Genomic DNA, 17,243 nt, shown 5'->3' on the forward strand with positions numbered 1-17,243 from the left:
AAAAATAAAAATTAACGTTGACGTTTGTCGCTTTGTTCAGTTTTCAAAGTTCAACCGCCGCTCTTAAGCGACTTTACTATCTTATCAAGTTATCAACGTAATGTCAACAACTTTTTTTATTTCTTTTTGTTGTTTTCGCTTATCTGCGTTAGCAACAGATATAAATATACCAAATCGTTTTCATAAAAACAAGAGGTAAATTAAAAGTTTAAATTTTCTAATATTAATACCTAAAAAAAGATGGCCGTAGCCATCTCTTTTTTTAGCGTTGACGCATATGTGGGAATAATAGTACATCACGGATTGACGGTGCATTTGTTAGTAACATAACAAGGCGGTCAATACCGATTCCTAGACCACCTGTAGGTGGCATACCGTATTCTAATGCCTCAATGAAGTCATCATCCATCTCATGTGCTTCATCGTTTCCTTGTTCTTTCTCTTTCAACTGAGCTTCAAAGCGCTCACGTTGGTCAATTGGATCATTTAGCTCTGTAAATGCGTTCGCGTGTTCACGCGCAACGATAAACAGCTCAAAACGGTCAGTAAAACGCGGATCTTCCGCATTTTTCTTAGCAAGTGGAGAGATTTCTACAGGATGTCCGTAAATGAACGTCGGTTGAATTAACTGCTCTTCTACTTTTTGTTCAAAGAATTCATTTACAATATGTCCATATTGCATATGTTCAGTGATTTCTACCCCGTGTTCTTTTGCTAAAGCACGAGCTTCTTCAACAGATGTTTCTCCCCAGAAGTCTACGCCCGTATATTGTTTAATAGCATCGACCATATGAAGTCTTGTCCATTCTGGCGTTAGGTCTACCTCTTGATCACCATACTGAATCTTTGTTGTGCCAAGTACTTCTTGCGCAATGTGTGCAATTAAGTTCTCTGTTAAAGCCATGATATCTTTGTAGTCCGCATACGCTTCGTACAATTCGATCATTGTAAATTCAGGATTGTGACGTGTAGATACACCTTCATTACGGAATACACGGCCAATTTCATATACTTTTTCTAATCCACCTACGATTAAACGTTTTAAATGAAGTTCAATCGCAATACGCATATAAAGTTCCATATCAAGCGCATTGTGGTGTGTCACAAACGGACGAGCTGCTGCTCCACCTGCGATTGAATGCATCATCGGTGTTTCAACTTCTAAGTATCCGTGATTATCTAAGTAACGGCGCATCGATTGAATAATGCGGCTTCTTGAGATAAATGTTTGTTTACTTTCTGGGTTTGTAATTAAATCTAAGTAACGTTGACGGTAGCGCTGTTCAATATCTTTTAAACCATGATATTTATCTGGAAGTGGACGAAGCGCTTTTGTTAGTAACGTGAAATCTTTTACTTTAATAGAAAGTTCGCCAACTTTTGTTTTGAATAAAACACCTTCAACCCCTACCAAGTCACCGATATCTACGCTGCTGAAGATTTCGTACTGTTCTTCGCCAATTGCATCTTTACGTACATAAAGCTGAATTTGTCCTGTTAAATCTTGAACGTGAGCGAAACCTGCTTTTCCTTTTCCACGCTTTGTCATAATACGACCAGCTAGTGACACAGGCACTTCATTTTCTTCTAACTGTTCTTTTGTTAACTCGTCATACTCACTAATTAATTGCTGTGATGTATGTGTACGTTCAAAACGTTGACCAAACGGATCAATACCCTGATCTCGTAGGTTGCTCATTTTTTCGCGACGAACGAGAAATTGATCATTTAATTCTTCATGACTCATCGTTTACTCATCTCCATCGTATAATTAAGTTTTCCGAAACAGAAAAAAGGCCAGCATGTTTACTGGCAACTACTACGTTTCTTTAAAATTATTATAGGTTCAGTCGTTTCTCTATGTCAAATCGCTTTATTCTTGCTTCGCTTCTCTTTTTCTTCGATTTCTCTAACAAGCTACCGAATAAACCAACAACCTGCGAACCCAAACCTTAAAGTTTTCACTGTGAACTCTACTTTACGCCAATATAAAAATGAATCAACTAATAAGATTCATTTTTAATTATGTAAATCATTCCTATTATTTTCGAACATATCTAGTATATCAGTTGTTTGCTCTCGAAATAATTTTACATCTTTTAAATCCGATAACCGTTTTGTGATGGTTTCAACTTTTTCTTCTGCTACAGGGAGAATAAGAGATGGAGCTAGTTCGTTTAGAGGAACCATCACAAACGCCCGTTCAAACATTCGGGGATGAGGGACGTTCAGCCTATCCGTATGAATGATTTCATTACTATAAAGTAAGATATCCAAATCAAGGGTTCTAGGTCCCCATACAATCTCTCTTTTTCGACCTGCCGCTTGTTCAATGGCTTGCAAACAATCTAAAAGTTGCTCTGACGAATACGTTGTTTGTATTTTTACTACCATGTTTAAAAAGCTTGCTTGATTCGTATACCCGACCGGGGCCGTTTCATAAACAGATGAAACAGCCACTACCTTAACCTCAGAATGTTTCATCAAGCCAGTAACTCCCGACTTCAAATGTTCCATTCGATTTTCAATATTTGATCCTAATGCAATATATGCTTCTGTTGTCATTCAACGGCTCCTTTTAATTTCAATAGCTACCGATTGATAATAACCGGGAATTGGCGGATCAGGCTTATATACCTTTACTGTACAAGCCTGCACGAGTTCGTAATTAGCAAGCAATTCAGATGCAATCGTTTCGGCCACCGTTTCAACTAACTTGAACGTGCGCTTCTCTACAACTTCCTGGCATGTTTGGTATAAATCTGCATAGCTCACCGAGTATTCTAAATTGTCCGTAGTACCAGCTTGTTTTAAATCTAGTTCTACAGTTAAATCCACGTGAAAACGCTGCCCTAATTTATTTTCTTCTGGAAATACACCATGATATCCATAGAAACGCATATCATTCACATAAATTTTATCCATCTTTAGCCTCTCCTTTCGCTTTTATACATGTAGCTCGCGTCGACTCATTAGCGACATCGTGTAAGAGCGATACTCTTTTTGCAACTGAGCTGTTAACGTATGGTCTCCGACTAAAAACTTCTTATCCTTTATACTTCGAAGAGGTACGATTTCTTGAATGGAATTTGTAACGAAAGCTTCATCACTCTCCAAAAGCTGTTCCGCCGTAAATAAACCTTCTACAACTTCTATGTTTTTCTTTTTTAAAAGCGTAAAGATAAACTGTCTCGTAATTCCATTTAAGATACCTGTTTCAAGAGACGGTGTATATACACAATCATCTTTTACAAAAAATAAATTGGACACAATACCTTCGGCTAAGAACCCTTCTTTTGTTAAAAAAATACCCTCTTTATTTAAGTCTGAACCAACTTCTCGCTTAGCCAGTACATTGTTTAAATAATGATGAGACTTCAACCTCACGGTTCCTTCGGGCGTATTTCGCTTTGTCTCAAGAATAAGCCCCTCTTTTACAAGGGGGCTCGATGGATGAGGCATTGATTTCATGTATACAATTGTAGATGGCTTGTCGTATTCTTCCACTTGCAGTCCAATTCCGCCATTTCCTGCTGAAACATTTAATCGAACATACGCATTTCTCTCATTGTTTTTCATTAACAGACTATTAATAATTGCCAACACGTCCTGTGTGGAGTAGTCCCATACAATATTTAATTCACGTAAGCTGCTACGCAGTCGATCCAGATGGTCTTCCACTAAAAATGGATGACCATCATAAACTCGTAGCGTTTCAAATAGCCCTAGACCATACATATATCCGTGATCAAACGGAGAAATAGTGGCTTCAGACGCAGGCTTTACTTCACCATTTACGTATATATACATATCATTACACTCGCTTTTTTTCGTAAGTTTCAATAAAATTCTTCAGCATTTCTTTACCGTAAGAAGTCATGATAGATTCAGGGTGGAACTGTACCCCTTCAATAGGTAATGATTTATGGCGAATCGCCATAATTTCATCTTCTGCTGTCCACGCTGAAATCTCAAAGCAATCCGGCAGTGAACTTTTTTCTACAATCAAAGAATGATATCGAGTTGCCGTGAACGGATTATCAAGACCTTTAAAGATAGTACGGCCATCATGATGCATTTCAGATGTTTTACCGTGCATTAATTTATCCGCACGAATCACATTCCCTCCAAAAGCTTGCCCAATCGACTGATGCCCTAAGCATACGCCGAATATTGGAATCTTACCTGCAAAATACTCGATGGCTTCTAAACTGATTCCCGCTTCGTTAGGACTACAAGGTCCCGGGGAGATCATCAAGAAATCTGGATTTAGCACTTCAATTTCAGAAAGTGTAATTTCATCATTTCTTTTTACAAGAAGCTCATGCCCTAGCTCACCTAAATACTGTACTAAATTAAACGTAAAAGAATCATAATTATCAATCATTAATATCATCTTTACTCACCCTCACTCAGCTCATTTTCGCTCTGCTCTTTTGCTTTCCATAGTGCAATTGCTTTTTTCAGTGATTCTTTGTATTCGTGTTTCGGATTTGAATCAATTACAACACCCGCACCAGCCTGCACATAAGCTTGGCCGTCTTGAATAATCATAGTGCGAATCGCAATATTTAATTCCATATCTCCATTAAACCCAATCCAACCAATCGATCCTGTATAAATTCCTCGCCTTACAGGTTCAAGTTCTTCAATGATTTCCATTGTACGAACTTTAGGCGCTCCAGTAATCGTTCCTCCAGGAAAAACCGCATCTACAATATCTACAAAATCTTTATTGCGCGCGAGCTTGCCTTTTACATTAGACACAATATGCATCACATGTGAATACTTTTCAATAACCATAAACTCGTCAACATGAACGGTACCATAGTCGCTTACTCTACCAAGGTCATTACGCTCCAAATCAACAAGCATCACATGCTCTGCACGCTCTTTTTCGTTATGAATAAGCTCATCCGCTAACTGTTGGTCTTCTTGATCATCCTTACCGCGAGAGCGCGTTCCCGCAATTGGTCTCGTACTGATTTCGTCACCGGCTTTTTTCACTAATAGTTCTGGTGAACAGCTCACAATGTGAAATTCTTCTGTCTGCATATAAGACATATAAGGAGACGGGTTGATTTTTCGTACCTGTTCGTAGATATGCATAGGATGAGTTTGAAGCTGTTGAGACTGTCGAACAGATAAGTTCACTTGAAACACATCGCCTTGACCGATGTACTCATGTACGCGAGTTGTGGCATCTGAAAAAGCAGCTTCAGACATTGAAACCTCACTCTTTTCGGCAACACGATGAATACGCTCATATGAGAGCCCTTCAGCACTTGCCTCCATCCAGTCCTTTTTGTATTGATCAATACGCTTATGTGCCTGCTCTTTACAATCTGCTTCATCGTTAACGATAATCCAGAGCTTTTCCTTTTCTTGATCGTATACAAATACGTCATCGAAAATAAGGAAATAAACGTCCGGCGTTTTCAATGAATCTTCAGCAAGATCAGGTATGGTTTCTACATAGCGGATATAATCATAGCTAATAAAGCCAATTGCTCCACCTTGAAAAGGAGGAAGATCTGGATTCACCTCTGCTTCAAACTTCTTCATCCAGTCTCGCATAAGATGAAGCGGATTACCTTTTTGAACAGTAGCTTGGCCATCCGTTTTGATATGAAGCTCGTTTTGTTCGCCTCGCAAAATGGCTACAGGTTTTAATCCCATCATTTGAAACTTTCCGCCTCGACCGCTTTCAAGCAGGATATGATTCGGTTCCTCTTTTGACAACTCTTGATATTTTTTGAACCATTGGTTTTTAGAGATAGAAATAGATTCGCCCCAAGTCATTCTTTGCTGCATTTGTTCACTCTCCTAAAAATAAATCACCTGCTTTCATTTTACATGATTCTCAGATGAAAAAAAACAGCTTCATATAGAAGCTGTTCTTTTATGGTTTTTATGCTTGTGTTTGTTCCTCGAATTGGAACAATGGAGTACTTAAGTAACGCTCACCGTTACTTGGAATAATCGCTAACACTTTTTTACCTTTTCCTAGCTGTTTTGCAGCTTTTAACGCAGCATAAATCGCAGCCCCAGAAGAGATACCTACTAGTACGCCTTCTGTTTTTGCTACTTTACGTGCATATTCAAAAGCTTGGTCGTTTTGAACAGCGACAACTTCGTCATATACTTCCGTGTTAAGCGTATCCGGAACAAAGTTTGCACCGATTCCTTGAATTTTATGAGGTCCTGGTTGACCACCACTTAAGATCGGAGAATCAGCTGGCTCTACCGCATAAATTTTGATGTTTGGATACTTTTCTTTTAATACTTCGCCAGCACCTGTAATAGTACCGCCAGTACCGATACCTGCCACAAATCCATCTAGCTGATCGCCAAACTGCTCGATGATCTCTTTAGCCGTTGTTTGACGGTGCACTTCTGGGTTCGCTTCATTTTGGAACTGCTGAGGAATAAAGTAGCCGTGCTCTTTTGCAAGCTCAGTTGCTTTATTAACCGCACCTTTCATTCCTTCTGGACCTGGTGTTAACACTAACTCTGCACCGTACGCACGAAGCAGATTACGACGCTCAATACTCATCGTTTCAGGCATTGTTAAAATAGCACGGTATCCTTTTGCTGCAGCTACCATTGCTAAGCCAATTCCTGTGTTACCGCTTGTTGGTTCAATGATGGTGTCTCCAGGCTTTAATACACCTTTTGCTTCAGCATCTTCGATCATTGCTAATGCGATACGATCTTTTACGCTGCTTCCTGGGTTCATAAATTCTAATTTTAAATATACATCCGCCATATCTTCTTCAACTAGACGGTTTAGTTTTACGATTGGTGTTTGACCAATTAACTCTGTAATTGAATTTGCAATACGTGCCATATGACCACTCCTAATACCAACTAATTTTATTGATTTTGTATACAATTTATCAGATGTTTTCTAAATTGTCAATCATTTTGTCTTTCCATTTACCTATTTTTGTTATATTTTTAGATCAATATATACATAAATAGGACTTAACACTTATAAAAAAAGGCGTTCATTTATAAAATGACGCCTTTAAAGAATCTTTTATTTCATTTAAATTGCTTGTTCTTTCATTTCTTCTAGCTGCTTTTTATCAAAGCGATAGGTTTCATTACAAAAATGACACTGTGCTTCAGCTTGGCCGTCTTCCTCAATCATCGATTGAATCTCTTCTTTTCCTAAGCTGATAATGGCATTAGCAATTCTTTCTTCTGAGCACTGACATTTGAACTCTACAGGCATTGTCTCTAGAAACTTTACGTTTTCTTTTCCAAGAACTTCTTCTAAGATTTCCTCAGGAGAAAGACCTTTTTGAATCAGTTTTGAAATGGGTTCAATCGTTTGTAAACGTTGTTCAATAGCTGTAATCGTTTGATCATCTGTTCCTGGCATAAGCTGAATGATAAATCCACCCGCAGCTAAGATTGTGTTATCAGGGTTAACAAGTACACCTACACCTACTGAAGATGGAACTTGCTCAGATGTCACGAAATAATACGTGAAATCCTCTCCTAATTCTCCCGATACGATAGGTACTTGTCCATTAAATTGATCACGCATCCCGATATCTTTTACAACACTCAGCGTACCATCTGTACCTACAGCACGTGCTACATCTAATTTTCCATGCTGATTTAAATCGAAGTGCGTTTGCGGGTTCGTTACATATCCACGCACTTCACCCTTGGCATTGCTGTCTACTAAGATAACACCAATTGGGCCGCGGCCTTCAATTTTAATTGTTAGCTTTTGCTCACCTTTTAGCATAGCCCCCATCATAACTCCCGCAGTCATTGAACGTCCCAATGCTGCAGAGGCTGTAGGCCATGTATAGTGACGGCGCTGCGCTTCTCCAACTGTATCCGTTGTTTTTACCGCATAAGCGCGAACTTGACTATTGTAAGCTAGTGCTTTTACTAAATAGTCGCCCATAATATACACCTCTTACTCCATATTTTTTGTATAGATTATTTGTAATCCTTTTAAAGTCAAAAATGGATCCACAATATCAATAATATCCGACTCTTTAGCAATCAATGTTGCGAGTCCTCCAGTAGCAATAACTTTAGGATTTACTGTTGCTTGCTCTTTCATTCTTGCTACAATTCCTTCTACTTGTCCAACGTATCCATATAAAATACCTGCTTGCATCGCAGATACTGTATTTTTCCCAACAATGCTATTTGGTCGCGCAATTTCAATACGCGGAAGCTTAGATGCTCTTGAATAAAGAGCTTCTGTCGAAATATTAATACCAGGGGCAATTGCACCACCCATATATTGCTTATTTTCATCAATGTAGCAATATGTGGTTGCGGTACCAAAATCAACGATAATTAAAGGGCTTCCGTACAGCTGAATTCCAGCAACAGCATTGACAATACGGTCTGCTCCCACTTCACGTGGATTTTCATATTTAATATTTAAACCCGTCTTAATTCCAGGACCAACAACAAGCGGCTTTAAATGAAAATACTTTTGACACATTCTCTCCAATGCAAACATAATAGGAGGAACAACAGAGGAAATAATAATACCATGAATATCTTTAAAAGATAAACTAACGTGCTCAAGCAAGGCTTTGATTGTCATGCCATACTCGTCTTCTGTTTTATTACGGCTTGTTTCTACACGCCAATGGTACTTTAATTCATCTCCATCGTATACACCTAATACCGTATTGGTATTTCCAACATCTAATACAAAAATCATTTCAATCACCACTTTATTTAAATTCAGTATTCACACTGAAACCATCATACCATAACTGGTAAATAGACGTGTATATTCTAGATAAAATAGGAATATAATGACACAATTCTCTAGTAGATATCCTACTTATCCACTATATATGAAAAACTTTTTGCCAAATCTAACTTCTACCCAATAAAAAAGATCAGTGGAGATTGTCTCCACTGATCTTTTTTGATCTTATGCTTTTGGCTCTTCATCGTCTGTCTTTGTTTGGATGTTTACTTTAACATCTTCATCTGTTACGTGACTAGAACGGTCTGGAAGAGTTCCATGATCTACTAAGTGATTGATCTGCTCAGCGTCTAACGTTTCTACTTCTAACAATGTTTGAGCTACAAGCTCTAACTTGTCACGGTTTTCCGTTAAGATCTGCTTCGCACGCTCATAGCTTTCTTTAATGAAACGTTGGATTTCATTATCAATTTCATGAGCAATCGCATCACTGTAGTTTTGTTCACTGTGTAAATCACGACCTAAGAATACTTGGCCTTGTTGTGATTGACCGAATTGCATTGGTCCTAACTTTTCACTCATACCGTATTCTGTTACCATTTTACGAGCGATGCTTGTTGCACGCTGGAAGTCATTGTGAGCACCTGTACTCACTTCGCCGAAAATAATTTCCTCAGCTACGCGACCACCAAGCAATCCAACAATTTTATCCAGCAGCTCTGGCTTCGTCATAAAGTAGCGATCTTCTTTTGGTAACATAACAGCATATCCACCAGCTTGCCCACGTGGAACAATGGTTACTTTATGTACCATATCAGCTTCGTCTAATACGACACCGATAATTGTATGTCCTGCTTCATGATAAGCAACAATATTGCGTTCTTTTTTAGAAATAACTCGACTTTTCTTAGCTGGACCTGCAATTACGCGGTCTGTTGCTTCGTCAATATCGACCATTTCAATTTTCTTTTTGTCCTGTCTAGCAGCTACTAAGGCAGCTTCGTTTAACAAGTTTTCTAAATCTGCACCTGAGAAACCTGGCGTACGCATAGCAATTGCTTTTAAGTTTACTGATTCATCTAAAGGCTTATTGCGAGCATGTACTTTAAGCACTGCTTCACGGCCATTTACATCTGGACGATCTACCGTAATTTGACGGTCGAAGCGGCCTGGACGTAATAACGCTGGATCTAAAATATCCGGGCGGTTTGTTGCTGCAATAATAATGATACCTTCGTTAGCACCAAAACCATCCATCTCAACAAGCAACTGGTTCAATGTTTGTTCACGCTCATCGTGTCCACCACCAAGACCTGCGCCACGTTGACGACCTACAGCATCGATTTCATCAATAAAGATAATACATGGAGCATTCTTCTTCGCATTTTCGAATAAATCACGAACACGAGAAGCACCGACCCCAACAAACATTTCAACAAAGTCCGAACCACTGATAGAGAAGAAAGGAACGCCTGCTTCACCAGCAACAGCTCTTGCTAATAATGTTTTACCAGTACCAGGAGGTCCCACAAGTAAGACACCCTTCGGAATTCTTGCACCTAGCTCTGCGAATTTACGAGGATCTTTTAAGAACTCAACAACTTCCACAAGTTCTTGCTTTTCTTCGTCTGCACCAGCTACGTCTTTAAATTTAACCTTTTTCTTTTCTTCGCTGTAAAGCTTAGCCTTACTCTTACCGAAGTTCATAACACGACTTCCGCCGCCCTGAGCTTGGTTCAGTAAGAAGAAGAATAGGATGAAAATAATAACAAACGGAATGATTGACGTAAAGAACGTTACCCAGCCGCTTGTTTCATCAGCAGGTTTAAAATCAACTTCTACTTGATTATTTTCTGAAGCAGCGTCAATACGATCAAGTGCTTTGTCACCATCTACGATGTAAGTTTGGAACGTTTGATCCTTTTTATAAGAATCTAACTTTCCTTGCACAACATACACGCCTCTTTCAGGCTTCATAGAGAGTGATTTCACATCACCTTTGTCTAAGTGTTGAACAAATGTATCGTATCTCATTGGTTCTGCTTTTTGATTAGAGCCACTAAAGAAGCTTACCACGCCAATAATGACTAAAAATATAAGTAAATAAAAGATGGTATTACGGAAGATCCGATTCATTTCTTACCTCCTCCCACGATAAACAAATACTGTATTCAATACTAACATAGAACATTTATCCTATCCAATAAATTGCACTTGGATATGTGCTTCTTAATTGCTGTATACTTGCGGTTTAAGAACCCCAATATACGGCAGGTTACGATATTTTTCTTGATAATCCAATCCATACCCTACTACGAACGCATCAGGTACTTCAAATCCAACGTAATCTGCTTTAATAGCTGCTTTACGACCTGTTGGTTTGTCTAAGAGTGTGACAATCTTAATTGACTTAGCTTTACGGTACTTGAATAACTCTACAAGATAGCTAAGTGTTAAGCCGCTGTCGATAATATCCTCTAAGATAAGAATGTCTCGACCTTCAACTGATGTATCTAAATCTTTTAGGATTTTTACTTCACCAGAAGAAACCATCGCATTGCCATAACTTGATACATCCATAAAATCCATTTCTAAATATGTATCAACACGCTTAATTAGATCAGACATAAAAGGCATAGCGCCTTTTAGTACACCGATTACCAAAGGAAAACGGTCAGCGTATTCCTCAGATAATAGCTTACCCAATTCTTTTACTTTCTGTTGTATTTCTTCTTCTGAAATCAAAATTTCTTGAATATCCTGCTTCATTCCTTACTTGCCTCCTAGAAGTTTTCGCTACTTATAGTATAAAATAACATATCTGGACTTATGTGTATGCAGTTCATAAGCAGATTTTTTCAAACCAGGTAGCCACAAAATAGTTCCTTGGCTATCTTCCACTACCGGCCAATGATCTCTGAAGTGTAAAGGGATTTTTTCATCGATAAAAATATCCTTTACTTTTTTATGTCCCTTCATGCCCTTTACTCGCATTTTATCGCCATTTTTTCGTGTCCTTACCTTTAATGATTGTAAATCGTGAGCTTCATCTAAAAGAAAAACATCGTTTCCTTTTATATCTTCGACTTTATTATGTATTTCACAAATAAGCTGGTGACCATTTGGAAGCTCAACGACCCCTGGAATCGGAACAATAAATTCATATGGCTCGATGTTCCCCTCATTAAAGGTGAAAAGACAGTCGTTGTAAGATCGGATAATGCGTAAACCATTTGGAAAGTCAAGCGTCCCAGACGGTTTTTCACTTTCACAAAATCCTACTAACGTGTCAACATGCGCTGAGGAAAGGGTTGGAGGAATTTCTTTATAGAGATAGTTTAATATTAGTTGAATACCACGCCTTTGTAAAGGCTTGCGTATCCTTAGAAAACAATCTCTATCAATGAGAATTTCATTTTGCAATTTCTTTCTCATTACTTTATTCATCACATCGGTCGTTAATTCCTCTAAGTATGCTTGATCTTCATGCAAGTTCTCGCTAAATTGTTGAAATTTTTCATGTACAGCGACGTTTTCTTGCTTTAAAAATGGCAAAACGTAATGACGAAACCGATTTCTCGTGTACGAGTCTTTCTCATTACTCGGATCAATTCGAGGTGTAAGCCCATGTAGCTTACAGTAGCGATTGATTTCTTCTTTCGTTACAGCTAGGAAAGGCCTAATAATAAATCCATGCCCATATGGCCGCTTGGGCTGCATCCCTGCGTATCCATTCATCGTACTACCTCGAACCATTCGCATTAACATCGTTTCAATCTGATCATCTCCGTGATGTCCTAATGCAAGAAGGTTTGCTTTGTGCTTCTTCATAACATGAGTAAAAAATGCATAGCGGCATTCTCTAGCAGCTACTTGAGAAGATAGCTTTCTTTCCTTCTGATAGGCAGTAACATCAATCTGCTTCGCCTCACATTTAATATTCAATTGTTTGCAGTAGTTCTGCACATATTCCATGTCTTGCTGTGACTCTTGGCCCCGGAACATATGATCAACATGAGCAGCAATAATCGTAAGAGATTTTTGCTCTTTCAGACTCCATAAGAAATGCAGCAGCGCTAAAGAATCAGGACCACCAGAAATACCTACAACCACCGTAGAGCCTGCGGATAATAACTGATGTTTTGTCATAAAATTGTTCACTTGCTTTTCCATAGGAATGACTCATCCTTATAATGTACACGCAATAATGTATCATTAATTTACTTTATACGAATGACTATAAGGAAAGTTTCACAATTTCTCCAAACTTTATAGCACTTGAATAAATAGATACAAAATATAAATCAACATTACAGACGTACAAAGTAGTAGCGTCTCTAACACGTGAGAACGCTTCTTCTTTACTTTAACACGAGGGGCAGACGGTTGACGAACGTTTTGAGGCTTTGTTCCTCTACTTTTTGCCCCTCTTCTTTTTTCGACCGATAACACCTCTGTTTTCATTTCTTTAGCTGACTTATACTTTCCCGTAACCGCTTGATACAAAACGTCTCCGAAAGGCTCCAACTGCTTTGTTGTTAATATAAATTGTTTTAATTGTTCAGCCGGTTTGTCTGTTTTATTAATTCGCTTGCCATAAGCCGCGTGAATCAAAACCATAGATACGGCAAACAAATCATAGGTCGGTTCTGCTTTTCGGGAGCCAAGCCCCCAGTGCGCTCGATCATAAAAGTCGGTAAATTCTTTTATTGACCGCCCTTGCAGAGTTGTTCCTCCCACGTCGATCCATCGAACTTTTACAGGGTTAGATGTTACGACCAGGTTTTCGGGTTTTAAATCGCCAAATACCCACCCTTCTTCATGAAGGTTTTCTAAGTCTGTTAAGAGCTGGCTTGCAAACACTTGCAACCATTCTGTCCCTCTTGTTGAGATAAAAGAAAGGAGAGGCTGCCCTTTCACATACTCCATTACATAGAAAGAAAGAGCGTGAGAACCATAGCTCCAATCATCTACATCAAGTAAACGCGGTCCTAGCACTTTGTCTTTGACTTGAGACAACTTCTTTAATACATTCACTTCTGCTGTAACGGACATGTTGGAAAAGCTTATTTTTAACGCTGCTAGCGTTCCGTTTACTAATTGGACTAAGTAGACAACTCCAGTTGCTCCCACGCCTAATTTCTCAAGAATTTTATAATGGACGTGATGCCATTTCCCTTGAATTTCTGTTCCCGGAGATAGGTTACATACCTGATTCTTCAATGTATTGTTCATTATTTTTTAACAACCCTCTCAATGAGCGCTTTTTGGTGAAATAATGAGTAGCCTCTTTGATAGCCGGTCCAGTAGGCGTAATACCTCCTGCTGTTAGTTTTGGGAAAATCGTTGAAAGCGACTCTAATCTTGGATTCCAGTCCATTAGCTTCTCTACATCTTTCTTTTTCCCAGGAAATAAAAAGATTGAAAATTGATTGTGCCCCATGCGAGCATTCAAGCTTAACGATAAATCTAACAGCGACTCCTTTACAGTAGGGAGCTTATTTTTCATACTTCCGCTCATGTCAACTAAAATAAGAATCTCTAAGTCAACCGTTTCCCCAAGTTCATCAACCACTTCCATGATTTCTCCACGCTTCTCAGGAGATAACTCTTCTAATCTTGAATTAGAGGAACCTAGAATTTGCTGAAGTTCTTTATTTACAACGCCTTGAAGTGTTTGCGTCATTGCCTGCCTTGTAACCATTTGAACAGTTTGAGACAGCTGTTTTACGTAAACAATTTGACTCACGCCACCGCCTGACATGGCAATGCCTTCTATTTCATTCGTGCTTTGCTCATCAATTGTATCCTCTTCCATCACACCAATAACGTTTACACTAATTCCTTGTTCTTTAGCTAGTGCAGCCATTGCTACCGGATCTTCACCTGTATTCGAACCACCGTCCGTAATGACCAACATCTGTTTCAATGTACCTTTTTTCATAAAAAAATCCCCTCCTCATTATCAGTATTAACATGATAGACGAGGAGGAGATAAAATATACTTCTATCTAACTATTGTGCTTTTTTACGATAAGCGTAAGAAGGAATCGATGACCATTTCGGGGTATTGTGCTGAAGTTTTGCCACAACTACCGTCATATCATCTTCAATTAAACCTGATTTTGTTCGAATAACTTCTTCCATAATTAAGTCTGCAATTTCTTGTGGATCGTTTGTTTGAAGCTCGCCAATTTTTCGCTTCATCCACATTTCGTAGTTCTCAACGTGTTTCGGTCCTTCAAATACACCGTCACTCATCATAATTAACAAGTCTTCCGCCTTCATTTGTTCATTCACAACATCCACTTCAAATTCTTCAATAATGCCCATTGGCAAATTGCTTGCCTGTATTTTAATAACCTTATCTCCGCGTTTGATGAAACTTGGCGTAGAACCGATTTTCAAGAAGTTTACATTGGCATCTTGTAAATCAATCATCGCTAAATCTAAGGTCGAAAAGATCTCATCGTTTGTACGCAGGGATAAAATAGAGTTAATCGATTTGATTGCAATTGTCTCTTCTATTCCTGTTTGTAAAATTTGTTTTAACAGCTGAAGCGTTTCGCTGCTTTCATAGTGGGCACGCTCTCCATTTCCCATGCCATCACTAATAGCTAGTGCATACTTACCGGCGTTTAGCTCAATCATGGAATAGCTGTCACCGGATACAAACCCTCCGCCTTTAGCAGCATGTGCTACGCCTGTATCAACAACGTATGCTTTTGTACAGCCAAACGAAACATGGCAATAGCCTTGAGGGTATTTAGCACATTCTTCGTTCTTTACTACAATACTTTCACCTAAAATATCTGTAAGCATTGGCGCAATAATTTTCTCGCATTCTCCTCTTCCGTGACAATATGGCACCCACATTTCAATATCTACATTTCCAGGTTCTAAGCTATAAATTTCAATTTGATTGATTTCCATCCCAAAGTTACGAAGAGCTTCTAAAATCTGTTCTTCTTGTACATTTAAATTTTCGCGCTCTCGCTTAATTTCTTTTGCAAAATTCCCCATGACTTCAGAGACACCGTGAAGCTGTTCTGCTACAATCCTTCTACTTTCTTGAATTTGTGCTTTTAAGTGCTGATTGGCTTTAAAATACGTAAGTTCATGCTCAATCACATCGATGACTTTTTTCGATTTCACGCAATGTTTGTCCATTTCTCGAATTAGCCTTGGATTTTGTTCAAGAGTGCCATTATCAACTTCAAGCATAATTTCCTTCATATATTCATAGGTTGTATCAAACTGCTGTGCCCAGCATTGTTCTTTTTTAAAACAAAATTGGCACGTCCTTTCGGTAACGCTGCTTAAGAAATAATCAACTTCTTTATCAGCGCTTGGCTTTTCATCGTAAAATCCATTTTGCGTAAAGCTTTTGGAAAGTGCTTGAAAAACATTTGAAAACTGTTCTACGCGATTTGCTGTTACATCTCGGATCTTACGCACGTACTGCTGTTGTTCAAGCATATTTTCAGATGTCCCTGGTACTAGTTTACTTAAGTTTTTCAAAACAAAAGATGGGGTTAATAAAAATAGGACAACGGCCGTCAGTGATTCATACAAATTAGTCGTCAATCCTTGATCTGCCTGAGCATATAGGCCAATTAGCAATGAACCAACAACCAGCCCTAGAGCTGCCCCTAGCTTTTTACCGTCTTTTAAAAGTCCTCCAAGCAAGCCAGAAAAAGCGAGTAAACTCATTTCGTACAAACTAGAAACATTCGCGAAACTTAAAATTAAACCGGTTACGACCCCGACCGTAGCTCCTATCGTAGGGCCAGATACAAACGCAAAAACTAATACTAAGTAACGAGATAATATATGTTCAGCCGAAAGGCCGTAAATCATCCACCCTATTGTCCCTGTCATAACAGATGCCAACAAAATAATAAGAGAAATCACTTCTTCTGTTTTTAATGATTGTTTTCGCTTTCGATATGAAATTAAAGGCACGCTTTGTAGGAAAATCATTGTTAAGATAAAGCTCAACCCTGCTTCTACTGCCACAAATGTAAAATCATACATGGTGAATTCCTTGGTAAACACATAAAAAATAGTTAGTTTTGTAAGTAACATCGCGCTAAATACAGTGAACGGCAGTTTCTTTAACGGATCCATTGTCAGTATGCCGCTAAATCGATGAATTAGTAAGAAAACAAATAGTGTAGCAAATACGGTACCTCCATTTTGAATGGAAACACTAAATGCCCCTGCCAATACGGCTAAACTTGCTAACGGTGCTTTTTCTTTCTTTATAGCCATTACGGCTGCAAAGAATGGCAAAGCAAATGGCATGATTTTCATTAAAATTAACGCTCGTCCTAATAAGAAACCTACGACTAGCAGCAATAATCCCCATTGAAATAACACCTTTTCCGTTTTCATACCCGCCTTTGTAAATACACGGGACATTTCTAATCTAGTTCGGTTAAATACCGCCTCTGTTGTTGGACTTGCAAAATCTCTTTCCGTCTTTTGCATTCTCCCACCACCCGCTAATTATACTTATTCGTTATTATATCGCGGC

Annotated in this window: 15 protein-coding genes; all 15 read right to left on the reverse strand. The window is 38.7% G+C overall.

The genetic code is table 11. From position 1 onward, the window contains the following. Nucleotides 1-262 precede the first annotated feature (262 nt). Complete coding sequence (gene lysS, locus ACRPLY_RS24840; protein ID WP_013054894.1) at nucleotides 263-1,747, reverse strand: lysine--tRNA ligase; 1,485 nt, start codon at nucleotides 1,745-1,747, stop codon at nucleotides 263-265. Nucleotides 1,748-2,019: 272 nt separating this feature from the next. Continuing rightward, entirely contained in the window at nucleotides 2,020-2,565 is a 546-nt protein-coding gene (folK, locus tag ACRPLY_RS24845) for a 2-amino-4-hydroxy-6-hydroxymethyldihydropteridine diphosphokinase (protein ID WP_165635902.1), read from the reverse strand. Next, a complete protein-coding gene (gene folB / locus ACRPLY_RS24850; protein WP_028412654.1) occupies nucleotides 2,566-2,925 on the reverse strand; it encodes a dihydroneopterin aldolase in 360 nt (119 codons plus the stop codon). 21 nt (nucleotides 2,926-2,946) lie between these two features. Further along, nucleotides 2,947-3,810: an aminodeoxychorismate lyase gene (gene pabC / locus ACRPLY_RS24855; RefSeq protein ID WP_274863128.1), complete on the reverse strand. Its 864-nt coding sequence runs from the start codon at nucleotides 3,808-3,810 to the stop codon at nucleotides 2,947-2,949. Between the two features lie 4 nt (nucleotides 3,811-3,814). Continuing rightward, nucleotides 3,815-4,396 carry an aminodeoxychorismate/anthranilate synthase component II gene (gene pabA, locus ACRPLY_RS24860; RefSeq protein WP_013054890.1) on the reverse strand — a complete coding sequence of 194 codons (582 nt, stop codon included), beginning with the start codon at nucleotides 4,394-4,396 and terminating at the stop codon, nucleotides 3,815-3,817. A 2-nt stretch (nucleotides 4,397-4,398) separates the two neighbouring features. Then, nucleotides 4,399-5,814: an aminodeoxychorismate synthase component I gene (gene pabB, locus ACRPLY_RS24865; protein WP_028412651.1), complete on the reverse strand. Its 1,416-nt coding sequence runs from the start codon at nucleotides 5,812-5,814 to the stop codon at nucleotides 4,399-4,401. A gap of 97 nt (nucleotides 5,815-5,911) precedes the next feature. After that, nucleotides 5,912-6,850 (reverse strand): cysteine synthase A, encoded by a 939-nt coding sequence (gene cysK / locus ACRPLY_RS24870; RefSeq protein WP_013054888.1) that lies wholly within the window; start codon nucleotides 6,848-6,850, stop codon nucleotides 5,912-5,914. 201 nt (nucleotides 6,851-7,051) lie between these two features. Next, nucleotides 7,052-7,930, reverse strand: a complete 879-nt coding sequence (hslO, locus tag ACRPLY_RS24875; protein ID WP_028412650.1) for an Hsp33 family molecular chaperone HslO — start codon at nucleotides 7,928-7,930, stop codon at nucleotides 7,052-7,054. A gap of 12 nt (nucleotides 7,931-7,942) precedes the next feature. Beyond that, nucleotides 7,943-8,710: a type III pantothenate kinase gene (locus ACRPLY_RS24880; protein WP_013054886.1), complete on the reverse strand. Its 768-nt coding sequence runs from the start codon at nucleotides 8,708-8,710 to the stop codon at nucleotides 7,943-7,945. Between the two features lie 219 nt (nucleotides 8,711-8,929). Continuing rightward, complete coding sequence (gene ftsH, locus ACRPLY_RS24885; RefSeq protein WP_013054885.1) at nucleotides 8,930-10,840, reverse strand: ATP-dependent zinc metalloprotease FtsH; 1,911 nt, start codon at nucleotides 10,838-10,840, stop codon at nucleotides 8,930-8,932. 93 nt (nucleotides 10,841-10,933) lie between these two features. Then, a complete protein-coding gene (hpt, locus tag ACRPLY_RS24890) occupies nucleotides 10,934-11,473 on the reverse strand; it encodes a hypoxanthine phosphoribosyltransferase (RefSeq protein ID WP_028412649.1) in 540 nt (179 codons plus the stop codon). 27 nt (nucleotides 11,474-11,500) lie between these two features. Continuing rightward, nucleotides 11,501-12,877, reverse strand: coding sequence for a tRNA lysidine(34) synthetase TilS (gene tilS, locus ACRPLY_RS24895; protein WP_028412648.1), 1,377 nt, complete (start codon nucleotides 12,875-12,877; stop codon nucleotides 11,501-11,503). Nucleotides 12,878-12,973: 96 nt separating this feature from the next. Continuing rightward, on the reverse strand, nucleotides 12,974-13,939 hold the full coding sequence (locus tag ACRPLY_RS24900) for a protein kinase domain-containing protein (RefSeq protein WP_034263697.1): 966 nt from the start codon (nucleotides 13,937-13,939) through the stop codon (nucleotides 12,974-12,976). Next, on the reverse strand, nucleotides 13,908-14,648 hold the full coding sequence (locus ACRPLY_RS24905) for a VWA domain-containing protein (RefSeq protein WP_013054881.1): 741 nt from the start codon (nucleotides 14,646-14,648) through the stop codon (nucleotides 13,908-13,910). The genes ACRPLY_RS24900 and ACRPLY_RS24905 overlap by 32 nt, the downstream gene beginning before the upstream one ends. 71 nt (nucleotides 14,649-14,719) lie before the next feature. After that, nucleotides 14,720-17,197 (reverse strand): stage II sporulation protein E, encoded by a 2,478-nt coding sequence (gene spoIIE / locus ACRPLY_RS24910; protein WP_013054880.1) that lies wholly within the window; start codon nucleotides 17,195-17,197, stop codon nucleotides 14,720-14,722. Between the last annotated feature and the right edge of the window lie 46 nt (nucleotides 17,198-17,243).

It is taken from the genome of Priestia sp. TGN 0903 (genome assembly GCF_050846855.1).
GTDB lineage: Bacteria > Bacillota > Bacilli > Bacillales > Bacillaceae_H > Priestia > Priestia zanthoxyli.

Coding starts and splice junctions, on each gene's coding strand:
- lysS (WP_013054894.1), bottom strand. CDS start 1,747: ATGAGTCATGAAGAATTAAATGATCAATTTCTCGTTCGTCGCGAAAAA.
- folK (WP_165635902.1), bottom strand. CDS start 2,565: ATGACAACAGAAGCATATATTGCATTAGGATCAAATATTGAAAATCGA.
- folB (WP_028412654.1), bottom strand. CDS start 2,925: ATGGATAAAATTTATGTGAATGATATGCGTTTCTATGGATATCATGGT.
- pabC (WP_274863128.1), bottom strand. CDS start 3,810: ATGTATATATACGTAAATGGTGAAGTAAAGCCTGCGTCTGAAGCCACT.
- pabA (WP_013054890.1), bottom strand. CDS start 4,396: ATGATATTAATGATTGATAATTATGATTCTTTTACGTTTAATTTAGTA.
- pabB (WP_028412651.1), bottom strand. CDS start 5,814: ATGCAGCAAAGAATGACTTGGGGCGAATCTATTTCTATCTCTAAAAAC.
- cysK (WP_013054888.1), bottom strand. CDS start 6,850: ATGGCACGTATTGCAAATTCAATTACAGAGTTAATTGGTCAAACACCA.
- hslO (WP_028412650.1), bottom strand. CDS start 7,930: ATGGGCGACTATTTAGTAAAAGCACTAGCTTACAATAGTCAAGTTCGC.
- ACRPLY_RS24880 (WP_013054886.1), bottom strand. CDS start 8,710: ATGATTTTTGTATTAGATGTTGGAAATACCAATACGGTATTAGGTGTA.
- ftsH (WP_013054885.1), bottom strand. CDS start 10,840: ATGAATCGGATCTTCCGTAATACCATCTTTTATTTACTTATATTTTTA.
- hpt (WP_028412649.1), bottom strand. CDS start 11,473: ATGAAGCAGGATATTCAAGAAATTTTGATTTCAGAAGAAGAAATACAA.
- tilS (WP_028412648.1), bottom strand. CDS start 12,877: ATGGAAAAGCAAGTGAACAATTTTATGACAAAACATCAGTTATTATCC.
- ACRPLY_RS24900 (WP_034263697.1), bottom strand. CDS start 13,939: ATGAACAATACATTGAAGAATCAGGTATGTAACCTATCTCCGGGAACA.
- ACRPLY_RS24905 (WP_013054881.1), bottom strand. CDS start 14,648: ATGAAAAAAGGTACATTGAAACAGATGTTGGTCATTACGGACGGTGGT.
- spoIIE (WP_013054880.1), bottom strand. CDS start 17,197: ATGCAAAAGACGGAAAGAGATTTTGCAAGTCCAACAACAGAGGCGGTA.